The sequence below is a fragment of the Mesorhizobium sp. genome, assembly GCF_004963255.1.
Classification (GTDB): domain Bacteria; phylum Pseudomonadota; class Alphaproteobacteria; order Rhizobiales; family Rhizobiaceae; genus Mesorhizobium.
In genome coordinates, this window is record NZ_SUGA01000037.1 from 25,671 (window position 1) to 43,391 (window position 17,721).

General features: G+C 64.3%; 16 protein-coding genes. 8 read left to right on the plus strand and 8 right to left on the minus strand.

Annotation, left to right across the window (positions count from 1 at the left end; genetic code table 11):
* Window positions 1-181 precede the first annotated feature (181 nt).
* Window positions 182-2,962 carry a hypothetical protein gene (locus tag E5X34_RS27085; protein ID WP_292571262.1) on the plus strand — a complete coding sequence of 927 codons (2,781 nt, stop codon included), beginning with the start codon at window positions 182-184 and terminating at the stop codon, window positions 2,960-2,962.
* Between the two features lie 9 nt (window positions 2,963-2,971).
* On the opposite strand, the gene E5X34_RS27090 is transcribed toward E5X34_RS27085, so the two are convergent.
* Both E5X34_RS27090 and E5X34_RS27095 read right to left on the minus strand, forming a co-directional pair.
* Window positions 2,972-5,077, minus strand: coding sequence for a molybdopterin oxidoreductase family protein (locus E5X34_RS27090; protein ID WP_292571367.1), 2,106 nt, complete (start codon window positions 5,075-5,077; stop codon window positions 2,972-2,974).
* 84 nt (window positions 5,078-5,161) lie between these two features.
* The gene (locus tag E5X34_RS27095) at window positions 5,162-7,039 is read right to left on the minus strand and encodes an ABC-F family ATP-binding cassette domain-containing protein (protein WP_292571265.1); all 1,878 of its coding nucleotides are present in this window, start codon (window positions 7,037-7,039) and stop codon (window positions 5,162-5,164) included.
* Between the two features lie 137 nt (window positions 7,040-7,176).
* Between E5X34_RS27095 and E5X34_RS27100 the strand changes: the two genes are divergently transcribed.
* The 3 genes from E5X34_RS27100 (at window position 7,177) to E5X34_RS27110 (ending at window position 8,807) form a co-directional block, all read left to right on the plus strand.
* A complete protein-coding gene (locus E5X34_RS27100; RefSeq protein ID WP_292571268.1) occupies window positions 7,177-7,401 on the plus strand; it encodes a hypothetical protein in 225 nt (74 codons plus the stop codon).
* Between the two features lie 199 nt (window positions 7,402-7,600).
* On the plus strand, window positions 7,601-8,320 hold the full coding sequence (locus tag E5X34_RS27105; RefSeq protein ID WP_292571270.1) for a lysozyme inhibitor LprI family protein: 720 nt from the start codon (window positions 7,601-7,603) through the stop codon (window positions 8,318-8,320).
* A gap of 292 nt (window positions 8,321-8,612) precedes the next feature.
* The gene (locus E5X34_RS27110) at window positions 8,613-8,807 is read left to right on the plus strand and encodes a hypothetical protein (RefSeq protein WP_292571273.1); all 195 of its coding nucleotides are present in this window, start codon (window positions 8,613-8,615) and stop codon (window positions 8,805-8,807) included.
* Window positions 8,808-8,994: 187 nt separating this feature from the next.
* Here the strand turns inward: E5X34_RS27110 and E5X34_RS27115 are convergent, their stop codons facing one another.
* The 4 genes from E5X34_RS27115 to E5X34_RS27130 form a co-directional block, all read right to left on the minus strand.
* Window positions 8,995-9,438 (minus strand): MucR family transcriptional regulator, encoded by a 444-nt coding sequence (locus tag E5X34_RS27115; protein WP_127864989.1) that lies wholly within the window; start codon window positions 9,436-9,438, stop codon window positions 8,995-8,997.
* Window positions 9,439-9,791: 353 nt separating this feature from the next.
* Window positions 9,792-10,004: a hypothetical protein gene (locus E5X34_RS27120; RefSeq protein WP_292571276.1), complete on the minus strand. Its 213-nt coding sequence runs from the start codon at window positions 10,002-10,004 to the stop codon at window positions 9,792-9,794.
* Window positions 9,994-11,067 carry a DMT family transporter gene (locus E5X34_RS27125; RefSeq protein ID WP_292571370.1) on the minus strand — a complete coding sequence of 358 codons (1,074 nt, stop codon included), beginning with the start codon at window positions 11,065-11,067 and terminating at the stop codon, window positions 9,994-9,996. The genes E5X34_RS27120 and E5X34_RS27125 overlap by 11 nt, the downstream gene beginning before the upstream one ends.
* Before the next feature lie 41 nt (window positions 11,068-11,108).
* Window positions 11,109-11,942, minus strand: coding sequence for a hypothetical protein (locus E5X34_RS27130; RefSeq protein ID WP_292571279.1), 834 nt, complete (start codon window positions 11,940-11,942; stop codon window positions 11,109-11,111).
* A gap of 112 nt (window positions 11,943-12,054) precedes the next feature.
* Between E5X34_RS27130 and E5X34_RS27135 the strand changes: the two genes are divergently transcribed.
* Window positions 12,055-13,023: a LysR substrate-binding domain-containing protein gene (locus E5X34_RS27135; protein WP_292571282.1), complete on the plus strand. Its 969-nt coding sequence runs from the start codon at window positions 12,055-12,057 to the stop codon at window positions 13,021-13,023.
* A 236-nt stretch (window positions 13,024-13,259) separates the two neighbouring features.
* Here E5X34_RS27135 and E5X34_RS27140 read toward each other — a convergent pair whose 3' ends face one another.
* Window positions 13,260-13,442 (minus strand): hypothetical protein, encoded by a 183-nt coding sequence (locus E5X34_RS27140; protein ID WP_095816012.1) that lies wholly within the window; start codon window positions 13,440-13,442, stop codon window positions 13,260-13,262.
* A 128-nt stretch (window positions 13,443-13,570) separates the two neighbouring features.
* On the opposite strand from E5X34_RS27140, the gene E5X34_RS27145 reads away from it, so the two are divergent.
* The 3 genes from E5X34_RS27145 (at window position 13,571) to E5X34_RS27155 (ending at window position 16,643) form a co-directional block, all read left to right on the plus strand.
* Window positions 13,571-13,738, plus strand: a complete 168-nt coding sequence (locus E5X34_RS27145; RefSeq protein WP_189341710.1) for a hypothetical protein — start codon at window positions 13,571-13,573, stop codon at window positions 13,736-13,738.
* A gap of 369 nt (window positions 13,739-14,107) precedes the next feature.
* Complete coding sequence (locus tag E5X34_RS27150) at window positions 14,108-16,189, plus strand: ATP-dependent helicase (RefSeq protein ID WP_292571285.1); 2,082 nt, start codon at window positions 14,108-14,110, stop codon at window positions 16,187-16,189.
* A gap of 151 nt (window positions 16,190-16,340) precedes the next feature.
* On the plus strand, window positions 16,341-16,643 hold the full coding sequence (locus tag E5X34_RS27155) for a DUF982 domain-containing protein (protein WP_292571288.1): 303 nt from the start codon (window positions 16,341-16,343) through the stop codon (window positions 16,641-16,643).
* Window positions 16,644-16,724: 81 nt separating this feature from the next.
* Here the strand turns inward: E5X34_RS27155 and E5X34_RS27160 are convergent, their stop codons facing one another.
* Window positions 16,725-17,537 (minus strand): sterol desaturase family protein, encoded by an 813-nt coding sequence (locus E5X34_RS27160; protein WP_292571292.1) that lies wholly within the window; start codon window positions 17,535-17,537, stop codon window positions 16,725-16,727.
* Window positions 17,538-17,721: the final 184 nt, after the last annotated feature.

Genomic DNA, 17,721 nt, shown 5'->3' on the forward strand with positions numbered 1-17,721 from the left:
ACAATCCTCTAGCACGCCGCCTTGGCGAATTGATTCAAACGACTGCGGGCCGCGACATGCGGGCGATACGAGGGCGAACTATACGCGACTGTGAAGCGCCACACTCAAGATCACTGACGTGGCATGCTAATTTAGCGCCTGTGTCCGGGTACGCCGGATCCAAGTCCAAGGGGGGACGCTCATGCTGCGGCCAGTGCATGCCCTGGTTCTTTCCTGCCTTGCCTTGACGCCCCTTGCCGGAGCGGCCCTGGGAGCGCAGGCGTCTTCCGAGAAGTCCGACGATGCGGCCAAAAAGGCTGCGGACGATACGGCGAAAAAGGCCGCGCTTGCCGAGGCGCTCGGCGTCTGCGACCGGGGCGCTTCCGTGCCGCTCGATCCTGAAGCCAAGGCGCCGCCTGTCCAATATGGCGCGCTCTTTCCGCAAGACTTCGATCTCACCAAGCTCAAAGTCCTGGCCGACAGATGCCAGGCGGCGATGCTCGGCGCGCCGCAGGAAAAGCGGCTGGCGCTTGAATGGCTGCGGGTCCAGGTCGCGCTCAACCAGCCGGGACTTGCCTTTCTCCTGCCGCAGATCCAGCTCATCGCCGACGGCGGCAGTCCCGAGGCGAATTATCTGCTCTACGAGGTCTACTCGGTGCACCGGCACGACACCGCCGATGCCGGTCCGCTACCCGTCTCGCGCGGCATGGCGCTCGATGCCTTGCAGAAGGCAGGCGCTGCCGGCCATCTCACGGCGCTCGAGATACTGCTGCGTCAGTATATCGATGGGCCGCTGCTGCGCCGCGATGCGCACAAGGTGGTCGAGACCGCGCAACGCGTCATCGACGCGCCGGCCCAAGGCCAATCGCCCGGCGAATGGGACAGCCAGTTCCGTGCCGCCATGCCGCTGCTGATTGCGCGGACGACGCTGGAGAACGACGGCTTTGCCGACGAGGAGCAGCACAAGGCTTTTCAGGCCGTGGCTGCGGATACCAAGGCCGGCACTGGCGGGCCTGAACAGTCGGTGCTCGCTTATATCAAAGCGCTGCGGCTCGGCCGAGGCACACAGCAGGACGCGGCGAAGGCCAGGCAATTGCTGGAAACGCGCGTCGGCAGCGACCAGTACGCCGTGCCGATGCTGGCCGACATGCTGGCCAAGGGCGAAGGCGGGCCGGCCGACGGCAAGCGCGCTATCGCCATGCTGCGTGCCGCCTCCAAAAATGTCGCCGGCGCCGGGCCGATGCTCGCCGGCCTGCTGCTCGACGGCAAATTCGTCGGCCGCCAGCCGCGCGAGGCGATCCGGTTGCTCAATGCCCCGTGGGACCTCGACGCCAGCATCAGGCTGGCGAAGCTGCTCCCCGACTATGACGGCTTTCAGATCGACAATCCGGACCAGCTGATCGAGCGCCTGAGCGACGCCGCCGCGGCCGGCGAGCCAGGCGCTGCGCTGGCGCTGGCGCGGCTGCAACTGTCGGACGATCAGCGGTTCAAGAACGAGGCTGTGGCGCGCGCCATGCTGAAGCCGCTGGCGGATGCGGGCGACCGCGACGCGCTCTGGCTCTACGCCTCGACGCAATATGCCAATCTCGATTCGACCAGCTATCGCCCGTCGCGCCGCGAAGACGGGCTAAGCGACGATCAACTGAAAACACTGATCGACGAAGGCGAGGCCAAGAAGGAACAGCAGGCCTATCTCCTGCACGCGAAGCTTCTGCGCAAGGGCGTGGTCTATCCGCAAGACGACCAGAAGGCGACCGCGATGCTGATCAACGCCGCCAATCTCGGCAGCGTCGAGGCGATCGTGCTGCTGGGCGATGCCTATGACGATGGTCTCGGCGTCGACAAGAACCCGCGCGAGCGGCTGCATGCCTGGCGCGAGGCGGCGCGGCTCGGTTCGCTCAAGGCCAAGAGAAAGCTCGCCAACGCCTTCACCTTCGACAGTTTCGACCATCTGATGACGCTGCGCGAAGGCATCACCGGTCGCATCGCCCTTTACAATGACGGCATCGGCAGGATGGGCGTCGGTGTGTTCGGCGCCAACGACGCCGACATTGAGCTGAGCGGCCTCTTTTCCGGACCGGCCTCCAGCGCCGGAAACGCGGCGATCGCGGCCGCGGTGATGGATGCGTTTCGCGAGGCGCCGGCCGGCCTCGACGACGACAATCTGGTCGGCATCGGCAAGGCGCTGCCCGACGAGATCCGCGTCGCCATCGAGACGAGGCTGAAGAGCGAAGGTTTCTATACGGGCGAGCCGAAGGGCTATTTCGGCCCAGACGCGCGCAAGGCGCTCGCCGCCTGGGTCGATGCGAAGGGTCCGCTTGGCGACCCTCGCAGCCCGCAAACCACGGCGGAGCAGCAGGCCGCGCCAGCTCCCGGCGGTCTCGACGCGGACGTCGTCAACCGCATCCGCGACAAGGTCTTCGCCCAGGCGCAGGCCGCCAAGACCGACAAGCAGAAACTTGCCGCCATCAAGCAGCTCGGCATTCTCGCCCGCTACGGCGACCTGCCCTCGCGCTGGGTGCTGGTGCGCAACTACCATCAGGCAAGGGCCATTCGCTCGGTCGTCACGCCGGACGAGATCACCCGCTACGCGCTGGACATATTGGTGTCGAAGCCCGAGGGCGTCGAGAAGCCGGAATTCGAGTTCATCTTCGACCTGACGCAGATCGCGCAGGACCGGAAATCGAAGGCGGTCGGCGGCGCCACTCTGCAGGCGATCCGCGACGATCCGCGCCTGCAGGACCCGCTGACGCTCGGCGCCATCATGGGTCAGTTCGCCTTTGCGCCGGACGCCTGCGACTCCGTGCTCGCCGCGGCCAGGAAAGCCGGCATCGCCGGCGTGGGCCCGGAGGGATGCGACGAGGGTACGCGCACGGCCCTCATCGCCTTCGCCAAGGGCAAGGGCGCGTCCGGTGTCGATGCGGCGGCGCGCAAGGCGGCCGCGGAAGAGATCAAGGCGCTCGACGCGCAGGCGGCGAAGTAGCCGGGTTCGTCAGACCGCCCTGAGCCACACCTTGTTGTCGTGGACGGCGGCGCCGCCATAGGGTGCGGGCGCGTCGGCGCCGGTCAGCACGTTGATGCCCTCGCCGCGCTCATGCGCGCTGTTCGGCCAGATGCCTTCGGCGATGACCACGCCGCGCTTCACGCCGTCGAAGAATCTGGCGTGCAGCACAAGGTCGCCGCGCCGGTTGCCGACCTCGACGCGGCCGCCATCCTCGATGCCGAGCGCGGCGGCATCTTCGCGGTGGATGAGCAGTTCGGGTCTGCCTTCCTTGGCCTTCGACACCGGCGTCTCGGCAAAGCTGGAATTGAGGAAGTTGCGCGCCGGCGAGGTCGCCAGCCGGAACGGATGCTCCTCGTCCGCCACTTCGATCAGCTCGACATGGTCGGGGAATTCCGGCAGCCGTTTGACCGGGCCGAACAGGCCCATGCTTTTCGGCGGCCGGTTGGGCGCCGACTGCCCTGTCCAGTTGGGCCGGAAGTGGAACTTCTTGTCGGCATGGCCAAAACCGTTGATGAAATGCGCGTCGTCGAAGTCGGGCTGCAGGTCGACCCACTTCTCAGCCTTCAAACTGTCGAAGCTGCCGAGCCCGCGCTTGCCGAGGATGATGTCGATATGCTCGCGCTCGGTCAGGCCGAAGCCTGGACGATCGCCGACACCCAGCCGCTTGCCGAGTTCCTCATTGACATAGTGGTTGGTGCGCGGGCCTTCCGGCGGCTCGATCAGCTTGGGGCCGAGCGTGATGTGCTGGTTGCCGCCGCCCTTGTAGAGGTCGTCATGCTCCAGAAACATCGTCGCCGGCAGCACGACGTCGGCGAGCTTGGCCGTATCGGTCATGAACTGCTCGTGCACGCAGGTGAACAGGTCCTCGCGCAGGAAACCCTTTCTCACCAGCCGCTGCTCCGGCGCGACATTGGCCGGATTGGTGTTCTGGATCAGCATCGCCGTCACCGGCGGACCGCCATAGAGCGCGTCTTCGGCTCCGGTCAGCACCGGGCCGATGCGCGAATGGTCGAGATAGCGGATGTTCGGATCGCGCATCGCGGTGCCTTCGAGCACGTCCTGGTTCAGCTTGAAGATGCCGGAATTGGAATGGAAGGCGCCGCCGCCCTCATATTGCCAGGCGCCGGTAACGGCGGCGATCGAGGAGGCGGCGTGCATGTTGATCGAGCCGTTGCGCTGGCGCGCAAAACCATAGCCAAGGCGGAAATAGGTCTTCTTGGTGGTGCCGACGAGCTTTGCGAAAGCCTCGATCTCGCCGACGCTCAAGCCGGTGATGGCGGCGGCCCATTCGGGCGTGCGGGTGCGCAAATGCTCTTCCAGTCCGCGCGGATCGTCGGTGTATTTTTCGAGATAGGCGCGGTCGGCCATGCCGTCGCGGAACAAGACGTGCATGACCGCGCAGGCGAGCGCGCCGTCGGTGCCAGGTTTCAAGACCAGGCCGAGATCGGCCTGCTTCATCGTGGCGTTGTCGTAGATGTCGATGACGACGATTTTCGCGCCGCGTTCTTTCCTCGCCCTAGTCGCATGGGTCATGACGTTGACTTGGGTGACCACGGCATTGGTGCCCCAGATCACCACGCAATCGGCCTTGGCCATCTCGCGCGGATCGGGACCGCGCAAGGCGCCCGCCCCCATCATCCAGCCGGTCCAGGCGAGATTGGTGCAGATCGAGCCGAAGAAGCCTGAATATTTCTTGGCGTGGCGCAGCCGCTCGATGCCGTCGCGCTGCACCAGACCCATCGTGCCGGCATAAAAATACGGCCAGACGGTCTCCGAGCCGTATTTCTCCTCCGCCGCGATGAATTTTTCCGCCACGAGATCGAGCGCCGCTTCCCAGCTCGCTTCCTTCCAGGCGCCCTCGCCCTTGGCGCCGGCGCGCACCAGCGGCTTCAGCAGCCGATCGGGATGGTGGACGCGGTCGGCATAGCGCGCGACCTTGGCGCAGACGACGCCGGCCGTATAGCTGTTCGCCTTGGCGCCATGCACGCGGCCGATGCGGTTGTTGTCGAGCAGCTCGACTTCGAGCGCGCAGGTGGAAGGGCAATCGTGGGGACAGGCCGAATGGCCGATCCGGAGCTTGGCGTGCTGGTTCATGCGGGCTGTGTAGCGGGTTTTCGGAGAGAGGTGTAGGGCCACAGACTTCTTCCCTTCTCCCCTTGCGGGAGAAGGGAAGCCGCGCTACTCCGCGATCCCTTCCTCATATTCCGCCGACATCGTCAGCCACTTGTCCTCGTTGAGCGCCAGCGTGTGCGCCAGTTGCGAACGTTCCTTGGCGAGCCGCGTCGCGGTGGACGGATCCTTTTCGTAGATCGCCGGATTGGCGAGTTCGTCCTCGATCAGGTCGATGCGCTTGCGGATGCGGTCCATCAGCGCCTCGGTGGCTCGGATCTCCTTGGCCAGAGGCTCGAACGCCGCACGACGCTGGGCCGCCTCGCGGCGGCGATCGGCCTTGGAGGCCTTGTCGGCTTCCTTCTGCTCGCGCCGGTTGGAGGAGACGCCGGTGACGAGCGTCTTGTAATCCTCCAGGTCGCCGTCATAGGGATTGACCGCGCCGTCCTTGACCAGCCAGAGCCGGTCGGCTGTCGCCTCTAGAAGATGCCGATCGTGCGAGATCAGGATGACCGCGCCCGGAAAATCGTTCAGCGCATGGATCAGCGATTCACGGCTGTCGATGTCGAGATGGTTGGTCGGCTCGTCGAGGATGAAGAGGTTCGGTCCCTCGAAGGCCGATAGCCCCATCAAGAGCCGCGCCTTCTCGCCGCCGGACAAATCCTTGGCGGCCGTGTTCATCTTCTCGGTCGACAGGCCGAACTGGGCGACTCGGGCGCGCACCTTGGCTTCCGGCGCATCTGGCATCAGCCGGCGCACATGCTCGTAGGCGCTCTCCTCGGGACGCAGATCATCGAGCTGGTGCTGGGCGAAGATCGCCACCTTCAGGCCCGGCGCGATGGTCATTGAACCCGTCTCGGCCTTCAGCCGGCCGGCGAGCAGTTTGGCGAAGGTCGACTTGCCATTGCCGTTGGCGCCGAGCAGCGCGATGCGGTCGTCGGCATCGATGCGCAGCGTCATCTTCTTCAGGATCGGATTGCCCTCGGTGTAACCGACATTGACGCCGTTCAGTGCCACGATCGGCGAGGCCACCGTCTTCACCGGCTCGGGGAAGGAGAACGGCCGCACCGTGTCATTCACCACCGCGGCGATCGGCTTCAGCTTCTCCAGCGCCTTCAGACGAGACTGCGCCTGCCTCGCCTTGGAAGCCTTGGCGCGAAAACGCTCGACGAAGGATTCCATGTGCTTGCGCTGCGCTTCCTGCTTGACGCGGCTCTTCTCCTGCAATTCGCGCTGCTCGGTCAGCTGGCGCTCGAACTGGTCGTAACCGCCGCGCCAGAAGGTGAGCTTCTTCTGATCGAGGTGGACGATCGAGTTGACGGCGCGGTTGAGCAGGTCGCGATCATGCGAGATCAGCAACACCGTGTGCGGATATTTGGAGACGTAGTTTTCCAGCCACAGCGTGCCTTCGAGGTCGAGATAATTGGTCGGCTCGTCGAGCAGCAGAAGGTCGGGCTCGGAGAAGAGCACGGCGGCAAGCGCCACGCGCATGCGCCAGCCGCCGGAGAAGGACGAAGCCGGCCGCCGCTGGGCGGCATCGTCGAAGCCGAGGCCGGCCAGGATCGTGGCGGCGCGGGATTCGGCCGAATGCGCGTCGATGTCGGCCAGCCGGGTGTGGATCTCGGCGATGCGGTGCGGATCTGTTGCGGTCTTCTCTTCCTCGAGCAAAGCCTGGCGCTCGACATCGGCTTTCAGCACGATCTCGATCAGCGGCTCCTCGGTTCCGGGCGCTTCCTGCGCCACCTGGCCGATGCGCGTGTTCTTGGGTAGGCTGATCGAGCCGGTCTCGGACGGGAAATCGCCGGTGATCGCCTTGAACAGCGTGGTCTTGCCGGTGCCGTTGCGGCCGACGAGGCCGGCCTTGGTGCCGGCCGGCAGGGTCAATGAGGCATGATCGAGAAGCAGCCGCCCCGCCATGCGCAGCGTAAGGTCGTTGATGATAAGCATAGCGGGCTTTTGCACGGGAGATCGGCGCTTCGCAAGAGCCAGCGCCCGGACGAGGCCCACCGCACGCCGTCCGTGGCGTTCAGCAAAAAAACGCGACCGGGCTGGAACCAGTTGCCGGCCCCAGCGTTTGGAGGCCCGTGATCCGCTATCTCGCCCTCGCCTTCATCTTCTTCCAGGTCGCCACGACAACCGCGCTGGCGACGCAGGTGGTTCTGTTCGAGAGCGAGACCGCTCCAATTGCGCTTCCAGTTGAATCGACAAGCGGGGCACCAACACAGCCAATCTCCCCCGTGGTGAGGCGCGCGACGGAACACCTGCTGATCCAGATCGACAGCGGTAAACAACTCCGGCCCGGCCCATGAATGACTAAGAGGCTGGCTGGGCAGCGCTCCCACCGCCCCGCCGGGCATCTCCACACAAGCAGTGAGATCGTTCACTCCCGGCTTTCGCCCGCCGGTCATACTTTGCTTGCCACGTCATGGATTTGGCGTTGATCGCCGCCATTGTCTCAACCTATGCTGGCACAGGCGCCGGGGCCGTTTCAAACAGAGGGCAGACGATATGTCGGGCAAGACCTCGCTCCTTTCGGCCTCGCTGGCGGTCACGATTTTCGCGGTCGCGGCCGGCCTGTTTCTCACCACGCCCGCCGCCCGCGCAGCAGCCGTCGACTGCGCGGCGGCGAAGACGCAGGCCGACCTTGCCACCTGCACGACCGCGAATGCCGCTTCGGCCGACGCTGGGCTCAACGCTGTCTACAAGGCGCTGGCGGCACGTCTCGCTCCCGCCGACCTGAAGCGCCTGCGTGACGCGCAGCGCGCCTGGATCCCATTTCGCGACAAGGAATGCGCCTTCCGCACCCAGCCCTATGCCGATGGCTCGATCTATTCGAGCCTGGTCGGAGTTTGCAAGGCGGAGTTGACCAAGGCGCGGTTGGCGCAGTTGCAGCACCAGTTGCAATGCCCGGAAGGCGATCTCTCCTGCGTGCCGCAAAGCGGCGGCAATGCCGCGCCCGCGAAGGCCGCGCCTGCGACGGCCAAAGCCGCGCCTGCGAAACCCGCCCCTGCCCAGGCTGGCCAGAATGACACGCGGCCATGCGTGCAGTCCGCCGGCAAGGCGAAGTCTGACCAATATGTCTCGCAATGCGTCCAGGTTTCGCCGGCGACCAACGCGCCCTGCAATGGCCAGAACGCATGCAGCATGATGATCGACGAGATCAAGCGCGGCTGCGCAATGATCGGCAATGACAATCCGCCGGCCTTCTGTTCCGCCTATAAGGGCTGAGCCGCGCGCCCGCCCAGCCGCAAGCCCGAGGGAATCAACATTCCCGAGCGGAAGATCAATCCGGCGCAACAAGACAACCGCAAGTTTGCCTTGTGTTTAATATTTATGCAGCGAGTGACGATACCCTTGAAAAAAGAGCGGCAAAATCTTCCCGGCCAAGCATGATGCTTATCAAAATTGATTTCAGTTTTGTCGCGAACCTGCGAACTTGCAGACGCGCCGCGAGTCGTGAGTGGGCGCCAACGATAAGTTGGTCCAAGCAACTTGGCCCACGGAATGTCAGGAGCTCACGATGGGCAAAGCGGTCAACGATCTGCGAACGCTGAGATATGTGGCCGAGATCGCGCGCAGGCTGGCGAAGATGCTCTCGCGCACGCGCTACCAGATGCTCGTCTATCTTCTTGAAATGACCGCCGTCGAAGCGGACAGCCTCGCTGCCGAGCAGGACCGCGACCGCCACGACGGGAGCAAGCCGCCCCGTAACTGATGCCGCGTGTCCGGCGCGTTTGCGGAAACCAGTCACGCGGCGACGCTACATGCAGAGAGCGGTCCGACGGCCGCGCCATGACGATGGCGCGGCGTCATTCATTGCCTTAGGCAGCAGCTAAGGCGCGTCGCATGTCTTTATCCCGAAACCGGTTCCCACTTTCGGGAGACATGCTTTAGGTCCGGCCTCAGGCCTTGCCCTTGCGCTTGCCTTTGCCCGCGTCACCGCCGGCCGGCTTGCGTCCGAGGCCGGAAGATTTGGCCAGCGCCGAGCGGGTCGCCGAATAGCTGGGCGCCACCATCGGATAATCCGCAGGCAGGCCCCATTTGGCGCGGTATTCGTCCGGCGTCAGGTTGTGATCGGTCGCAAGGTGGCGTTTCAACGACTTGAACTTCTTTCCGTCCTCCAGGCAAATGATGTGATCCGGGAAGACGGAACGCTTCGGGTTAACAGCGGGCGTCAGCGCCACCGCCTCCTTGACGACACTGCCACCGGCGAGCTTGCGCACCGACGCGCTGACGCTGGCGATCAGATCAGGCAGGCCGGAAGCAGGGAGCGGATTGTTGCCGACATAGGCGGAGACAATGTCGGCGGTCAGTTCGATTGCTGTTTTATCGTCGATGTTGGACAATTTTTTCACCTTCTGCCGGCCCTCAAATCGCCAGCTCTTTTTTAAGACTTTTGTCGGTGTATCGAATTGGACAAGCCCCCCAACGGACCGTCCAGAGTCAGTAAAGCTACGCGACTCAATACGAGGTGATGTTTCTACGCGGGCTGCAAACGCGCAAGTTAGGATTTCTAATAGCTATAACAGATGCTTTATAGAACCGGCGGTCCGGATGGATAGGTAGAACCTACTGTAGCACTCGCTCGGCCAAGGAAGTTGCTGAAAAATCGAAGTTCAGGTCAAGTCCGGCCACGACAACGATAATCCGCCCGTTGGATGTCGGCCATTCGCAATTGGGCGGCGCCAGGGCAAATCGCTCATTTGACGGCGACGCCGCGCCTGATATCCACCGAAGGGCTGTCCGACAGGATTTCCAGCACGCGTTTCCAACGCGCGCAGCGGCCAAAGTCTTTTTGCTCAATGGCCTTTTCCGCCTTCATGGCCGCATAGAGCGGCGCTTCCGCGCCAAATTCCCTGACCAGCCAGTGCGCCTCCTGTCTGGCGCGGCGTTCGTCCTCGTCAACGGGCATTCTGGACATTGTGTCTGGTCTCCGTACCTTCGATGCCGACCGCGAGACAGCTGCCAATGACGAGGACGGCACCGGCAACAGCCGTCATCGACAGGCTTTCGCCCGACAGGGCCAGCAGAAACGTGGAAGCGATCGGCGTCAGATAGGCGACGACCGCTATCCTGCCGCCGTGATCGAGCTTTGCCGCGCGCGACCAGAAATAGTAGCCGAGCCCCATCGGGCCGGCGCCGAGATAGAGGCCGAGCAGGAGATGCGCACCGGTCAGGCGTCCAGCGCCGTCATGCAGGCACCAGGCCAAGGTGAGCGCGACGCCGATCAGCGCCGAGGGCAAAAGCAGACGTTCCGGCGGCACGCCAAGGCGGCCGACAGTAAGCGAGTAGAAGGCCATGCAGAGCGCCGAGCCGAAAGCGGCGAGATAGCCGACGACGCTGCCGCCTTCGAACCAGGCCCTGTTGAACCAAGAATGGGCGCGCCCTCCGGAAATGACCAGCGCCACGCCGGCGAAGCCGACAGCGGCGGCCAGCCCGAGCAGCAGCGGCCGGCGCGGCCGGCCCAGCACGATAACCGCCGCGGCGGTCATCAGCGGCCAAGTATAGGCGACGAGGTTCGCCTCGATGACCGGCATCGAGGCGAAGCCGATATATTGCAACACCATGGTGCCGACCAGCCCCAGGAAGCCGACGGCATAGGCGGCAAGCGAGACTCTTTCCTTCTCCCCTTGTGGGAGAAGGTGGATCGGCGCGGAGCGCCGAGACGGATGAGGGGTGTTGGAAGAAACGCCAGCCTCGGCGATCCGTCCAGCACCCCTCATCCGACCTCGCTTCGCGAGACCACCTTCTCCCACAAGGGGAGAAGGGAAAAGCCGGATCAGCGCAAACACGACGGCCGCCCCGCAAAATTGGAGGAACTGCACTTGCGATACCGGATAGAGGGCAAGCAGCGTCTTGCCGACCAGGGCGTTGGTCGCCCACAGCGCCACGGCGCCGAGGGCGAAGGCCAGCGCCGCCGCCGGGGCGGCGCTGGGACGGTCTCGACAGTCCGGCACGGCCGGGCCGAGGCTCAGCGACGCTGAACGCGGCTGGCGCTCGACCGGATCGTTGGTCACTACCACGACTCCCTTGCTCCGCCGGAAACCGGCTCCGCGGCGGGCTGCAGCATGGGATGCTCCTCGGCATGGCGGCGATAGGCGGGCAGCTGGTTGGTCCAGACATCCTCGGCCAGCTCGTTCACCCAGGCACGATCATGGTCGTTGTCGGCGGCGAGGTAGAACATGCGGTTGTCGTCGACATAGGGCTTGATCGCCGAGCGCTGATTGAGCACCAGCGTGACGCGCTCGCCGAGCTGGATCGGCGCGGTGCGGTGGAGCACGCCCAGGAACTGGCCGAGCGTGGCGTAGTTCATCTTGTGGTCGATGCGCATGATCTTGTTGCGCGGCAGGTCGCGGCCGGATTCCAGGATCGAGCGGCCGGTCTCGGAATCGTCGCAATAGATCTCAAGATGACCGCCGATGAGAGGTTCGCTGATCGAGAGCGGGATGAGTTCTGTCACCGGGACGCCGTCGCAATGCCATTCGACGGCACCATCCCTGGGGTTCATGAAGGTGACGGTCGAACCGACGATCGACAGCGGATAGGGTTCGAGCTTGGCGCCCATCATGTCGGACAGCCTTTCCAGGCGCAGCTTGTCGTGCAAAAGCTCTTTGATCTCGGGAATATAGCGGTCGGCGCCGGTGATAAAGGTGAGGTCGAGATGTTTGTGAACGGCATGGCTGGCCTTCAGCTTCAGAGCGGCTTCCTCGATCGCGGCAAGCAGAGCCGGGTCGTAACCGTGAGGATACTGGGCGACGCCGAAGGTCGAGACTTTCCAGGCGGTCTCATGACCAATGATGGCCTCGCGGCTCATTGCACAACGCAGTTCGGGAATTGTATGGGCGTTCATTGTACTTTCTCCAAGATGGGGGCAACACTTGGTTAACAGTCATTTAAACGCCCACCCCTGTAAATTTAGGAAAGCTGGTGGTAGCGTAAGGCCAGCTTAAGGTCGAAACCCCGTGCGTCTGCTCAGTCAGGTCAACCTCAACTCGCTGAAAATCGTGGAGAGCGCCGCGAGGCACAGGAATTTCACGCGCGCCGGCGAAGAGCAGTTTATCACCGCTTCCGCCGTCAGCCAGCGGGTGAAAAGCCTTGAAGATCAGCTTCGCTTCAAGATCTTCGAGCGCGGCGGCAACGCGGTGTCGCTGACGCCGGAGGGCGAGACCTATGTGGCGCGCGTGCGCGAGGCGCTGGAACGGATCGTGGCGGCCAGCATGGAGGCTACCGGCCAGTCGCAGGCGCATGTGCTGCGTATCTGCGTGCTGCCGACCTTCGCGGCCCGCTGGCTGTTTCCCAGGCTGATGACCTTCCAGCAGCAATATCCCGACATCGAGATGCGGGTGTCGACATCCTACGCCACACATGAATTCTCGACCTCGGAATACGATCTCGAGATCCGCTACGGCGACGGCAATTTCCCCGGCCTCACCTCGGAACTGCTGTTCAAGGAAGACCTGACGCCGGTGTGCAGCCGCAAGCTGTTTCACGATGTGCTGGGCGACAAGCCGCTGTCGAAGGTGGTGCCGGAGGACCTGCGCTTCTTCACGCTGCTGCATTCCGACACCTGCACCCAGAACTGGCAATCGTGGCTGGGCTTTGCCGGCGCGAGCTTCGTGCTTGGCGAGACCAGGAGCGTCTATTTCGATAGCTGCATGATGTCCTACGAAGCCGCCAATGCCGGCATGGGCTTTGCCGTCGCCAACCGCGCCTATATGGCAAGCGATATCCGCGCCGAAAGGCTGGTGGCTCCCTTCGCGGTCCACCATCCCAACACGGCGGGCTGGTACTTCGTCAGCCCCGTCAAGGCGCTCGGCGCCCGCAAGGTGGAACTGTTCAAGCAGTGGATCCTGGCCGAAGCGGCGCTGACGCAACGCCAGCTCGACATCGAGATCGCCGGCGGACAGCCGGGACGGGCGGCGGTGGCCTAAGCAGCGCCGCTCGCGCAGCGTACTGACTTTCCGGGTGTTTCCACTGAGTGTAGCCGGCTAGCGCGATCGCACCATGACGCAACGTCGAGACTCAGCTATGTTGGATTGCGCGGCGGGCCTGATTTTCCCGCTTGGCCGGCGCTATCCAGCTTCCTCCCAAGCAGCGCCGGCCTTCTTCGTTTCAGCCCGACGACAGCTTGACCTTTAGGGCCGACGATAACCCGACTCGCCCTGCCCTATTGCTTTGGAGGCGTGCCCGGCTGGTCGCCGCCGGTGGTCGATTTCGGCACCGGGTTCTTGTCGACCTGCGGGTTCTGGTTGACTTCGTCGCCCGGCGCCTTGGTGGGTTGCACGCTGTTGTCGCAGGCGGCGAGCACGAGCCCTGCCGCAAGAGCCAGCAGCACAGGAAGCTTCATCATGACTACCTCCTCTCGTTCGCCCCTTTCATAAAGGGCAAACGAGGCGGTGGCGGTTTGGTTGCGCGTGAGGGGGAACCAACCGGCCCGCGTCCGGTTGAAAGCCAATCAAACCGCATGAGGAGATGATGATGATCCGCCTGCTGCTTACCGGCCTTTTCGCCTACACCGCCTACCGCGTCGCCGTGAGGATCATCGACGAGGTGCCCGGCGATGTCGCGCCGCTGGACATGCCGGGCGATGAGAGGCGCAAGTTGCGGCGCCAGTCGGCGGCAATGGGGGTGGAGCCGAAGCGGTAGCGCCCTTGCTCGCCCCACCTTCGTCTACGCCATGCACACATCGTCTGTGACGGCGCGACTGATCGACCCGAGGTTTGATTGCCACGTGGTTCCCCCCAATCCGTCGCTGCTTCGCAGCGCCACCTTTCCCCTCTCCGGAGGGAAAGGAAGGGAGCGTTGCTGGAGCTCGGCGCCTTTCCTCTACCCCGTCGATCGGGAGAGAGGTGGCTCGGCGAAGCCGAGACGGAGTGGGGGTCGACCAGCGCTCCATAGACAATGCATGCGCCCACACCGGCTCAGCCTCCTCTCCGGCCGCTGCGGTCCCCTCCCGGCTCTCTCGCAACGCGAGGAAATTATTGCGAACAAAGCGGAAACGATGCTTGATGGGCGATGAACATCGCCGCCCGTGATTCGTCCTTCGAGACGCCCGCTTATCTTGCCCGGCTGAATGATGAGCAGCGGCTGGCGGTGGTGCATGGCGACGGCAAGGTGGCGGCGCCGCTGCTGGTGATCGCCGGCGCCGGCTCCGGCAAGACCAACACGCTGGCGCATCGCGTCGCCCATCTCATCGTCAAGGGCGCCGATCCGCGCCGCATCCTGCTGATGACCTTCTCCCGTCGTGCCGCGGCGGAGATGGCAAAGCGGGTCGAGCGCATTGCCGGCGAGGTGCTGGGGCGCGACGCGGCGATCATCGCCGACGCGCTCGCCTGGGCCGGCACTTTCCACGGCATCGGCGCAAGGCTCTTGCGCGACTATGCCGAGCAGATCGGGCTCGATCCTGCCTTCACCATCCATGACCGCGAGGATTCGGCCGACCTGATGAACCTTGCACGGCATGAGCTGGGATTCTCGAAAACCGAAAGCCGTTTTCCGACCAAAGGCACCTGTCTGCAGATCTATTCGCGGGCGGTGAACGCGCAGGCGCCACTGGACGAGGTGCTCGGCTCCGCCTTTCCCTGGTGCGCGGCATGGGCGGACCAGCTGAAGGAGCTGTTCGCGGCCTATGTCGAGGCCAAGCAAGCGCAGAACGTGCTCGATTACGACGACCTGCTGCTCTACTGGGCGCAGATAGCGGCCGAGCCGGAAATCGCCGCTCATCTCGGTTCCCGCTTCGACCACGTGCTGGTCGACGAGTACCAGGACACCAACCGCCTGCAGGCCTCGATCCTTCTGGCGCTGAAGCCGGACGGCGCCGGCCTGACGGTGGTGGGCGACGACGCGCAGTCGATCTATTCCTTCCGTGCCGCCGAAGTGCGCAACATCCTCGACTTCCCAAAGCAGTTCGCGCAAGCAGCGGCGGTCGTCATGCTGGAGCGCAATTACCGCTCGACCGAGACGATCCTGGCAGCCGCCAACAGGGTGATCGGCGAGGCCAACGAGCGCTTCACCAAGAATCTGTGGACCGAGCGCCGGTCCTCGCACAGGCCGCAGCTGGTCAGCGTGCGCGACGAGGCCGAGCAGGCGAATTATGTCTGCCAGGCGATCCTGGCCGAACGCGAGGCCGGCACAGCGCTGAAGGCGCAGGCGGTGCTGTTTCGCACCTCGAGCCACAGCGGGCCGCTGGAGGTGGAGCTGACGCGCCGCAACATCCCCTTCGTCAAGTTCGGCGGACTGAAATTCCTCGACGCCGCGCATGTCAAGGACATGCTGGCGATGCTGCGCTTCGCCGAGAACCCGCGCGACCGCGTCTCCGGTTTCCGCGTGCTGCAGCTGATGCCGGGCATCGGCCCGTCCGCCGCCTCGCAGATCGTGGATGCCATGGCGACATCGCTCGACGAGACGCTCGGCCTTGCCCGCTTCCGGCCGCCGCAGCGCGCCGCGCAGGATTGGCCGGTGTTCCTCGACATCTATAGCGGCTTACGCGCCGGCGCCAAATGGCCGGCCGATCTGGAACGGATCAGGCTCTGGTACGAACCGCATATGGAACGCATCCACGAGGACACGATCACGCGACGCGCTGATCTCCTGCAGCTCGAGCAGATCGCATCGACCTATCCGTCGCGCGAACGCTTCCTGACCGAGCTGACGCTCGATCCGCCCGACGCCACCAGCGACCAGGCCGGGCCGCCGCATCGCGACGAGGATTACCTCATCCTGTCGACCATCCACTCTGCCAAGGGCCAGGAGTGGAAGAACGTCTTCGTGCTGAACACGGTCGATGGCTGCATTCCAGCCGATCTGGGAGTCGGCACCAAGGAGGACGTCGAGGAGGAACGCCGGCTGCTCTATGTCGCGATGACCAGGGCCAAGGACAGTTTGCATCTGGTGGTGCCGCAGCGCTTTTACCCGCACAACCAGGCGGCGCGCGGCGACCGCCATGTCTATGCCTCGCGCACCCGTTTCATCCCGGCCTCGATGCTTCCGGCCTTCGAACAGTCGTCCTGGGCGAGTGCGGCGCTCAAGGACGACCCGCGCCAGCGGCCAGGCGTCAAGGTCGACCTTGGCGCCCGCATGCGCGGCATGTGGAAATAGGCCGCCTGCCCCCTCCTGCCGATTCACGCGACGGATCAGGTCCAAGACGGAAAAATCGGCGTGCGCGGAACCTCACGCCGCAATCCGCGTTGTGTGGCGTCCCTCCCCAGACCGGAGGCCGCCGCCTCCGCAGCCAACAGACGAGGTCTCAATGCACGACAGGATGTTCTTCACCCCGGTTGCCCTTAGCGTCGGCGCCGGCCACCGGCGCATGATAGCCTCGCTGTTCGACATGCATGAATTCCTGACCGAGTTTCCGCCATCGCGGCGGCGGCTGAGCCACGGCGCCGCGGTAAAGGCATGCGAGGCGGCGCGGGCCGGAGAAATCTCCGCCGAGGCGGCGCGCGACGCGCTGATCACCTTCGCGGTGACGGCCGGCATTCTGTGGCCGTCGGACCAGCCGATCGTCTCGGTGAAGCCGGTCGCGCGCGGCTATGGCGGTTTTGCCGCCTGAACTTACGGCAAGACTATCTTCTCAGGCCCGCCGCCTATGAACTGCCCCCGAGTCAGTTCACCGAGAGGCCTTTCCTTACCGTTATTCCGGCTTGCCGGCGGCCGAGGCTTCGGCGATCGGCGCGGCCGGTTCGGCCGCTGCGACGAAAGGATAGACGAGCTGCCGGTGGTAGAGCTGCGGCACAGGCTCGTCGACACCGTATTTTTTCGGCATCCGCGGCGGCATGAACAAAGTGCCGCCGATCAGGTCGAGAAAGGGCAATTGGCCGGCGAAGTTCTTGTCATAGGCCTCGCGTTCGTTGGCATGGTGCCAGTGATGGAACTGCGGCGAGGCAATCAGCCATTTCAGCGGCCCGAATTTGATGCGCGTGTTGGAGTGGATGAACACCGACTGCCACTGGTAGATCAGCACATAGATGAGAATAGCTTCGGCGGAAAAACCTAACGCGAACAGCGGCAGGAAGGAAGCCGACTTGGTCAGGATCTGGTCCACCGGGTGCACGCGGTGCGCGGCCAGCCAGTCCATCTCCTCGATCGAGTGGTGGATGGCGTGGAAGCGCCACAGGAACGGCACCGCGTGGAAGGCGCGATGGGCAAGATAGAAGCCGATGTCGGCGATGATCAGAGCCTCGATCGCCTGCAGCCATACAGGTTGCGACTGGACGGCGGCGGTGAGCACCTCGGGAACGAAACGCTGCGCCAGCAGCATCGCCGCGCCAACCACCAATACTATGCCGGCCTTGATGACGATGCCGTTGAAGAGCAGGTAGAAAACATCGTTCAGCCAATGCCGGCGCGTCGCCGACTGCTCGCCATGCAGCGGCAGGAGCTGCTCCAGCGGGATGAAGATGAGGGCGATGATCAGCACCGCCTTGAAGTCGATAAGATCGAACACGGTCGCTCGCGGATCGGCAGAGGTCAGCCGCCGACACTAGCCGCCAAAGGATAAACGGACCGTTGATGGCGCCAAGGGACGCCTAAAGCGCGTCGCGATCTTTCAGATTCGCTCCATGCGCTTTAGGTTTTTGATTTTACGCATGTCTTTATCCCGATACCGGTTCCCACTTTCGGGAGACATG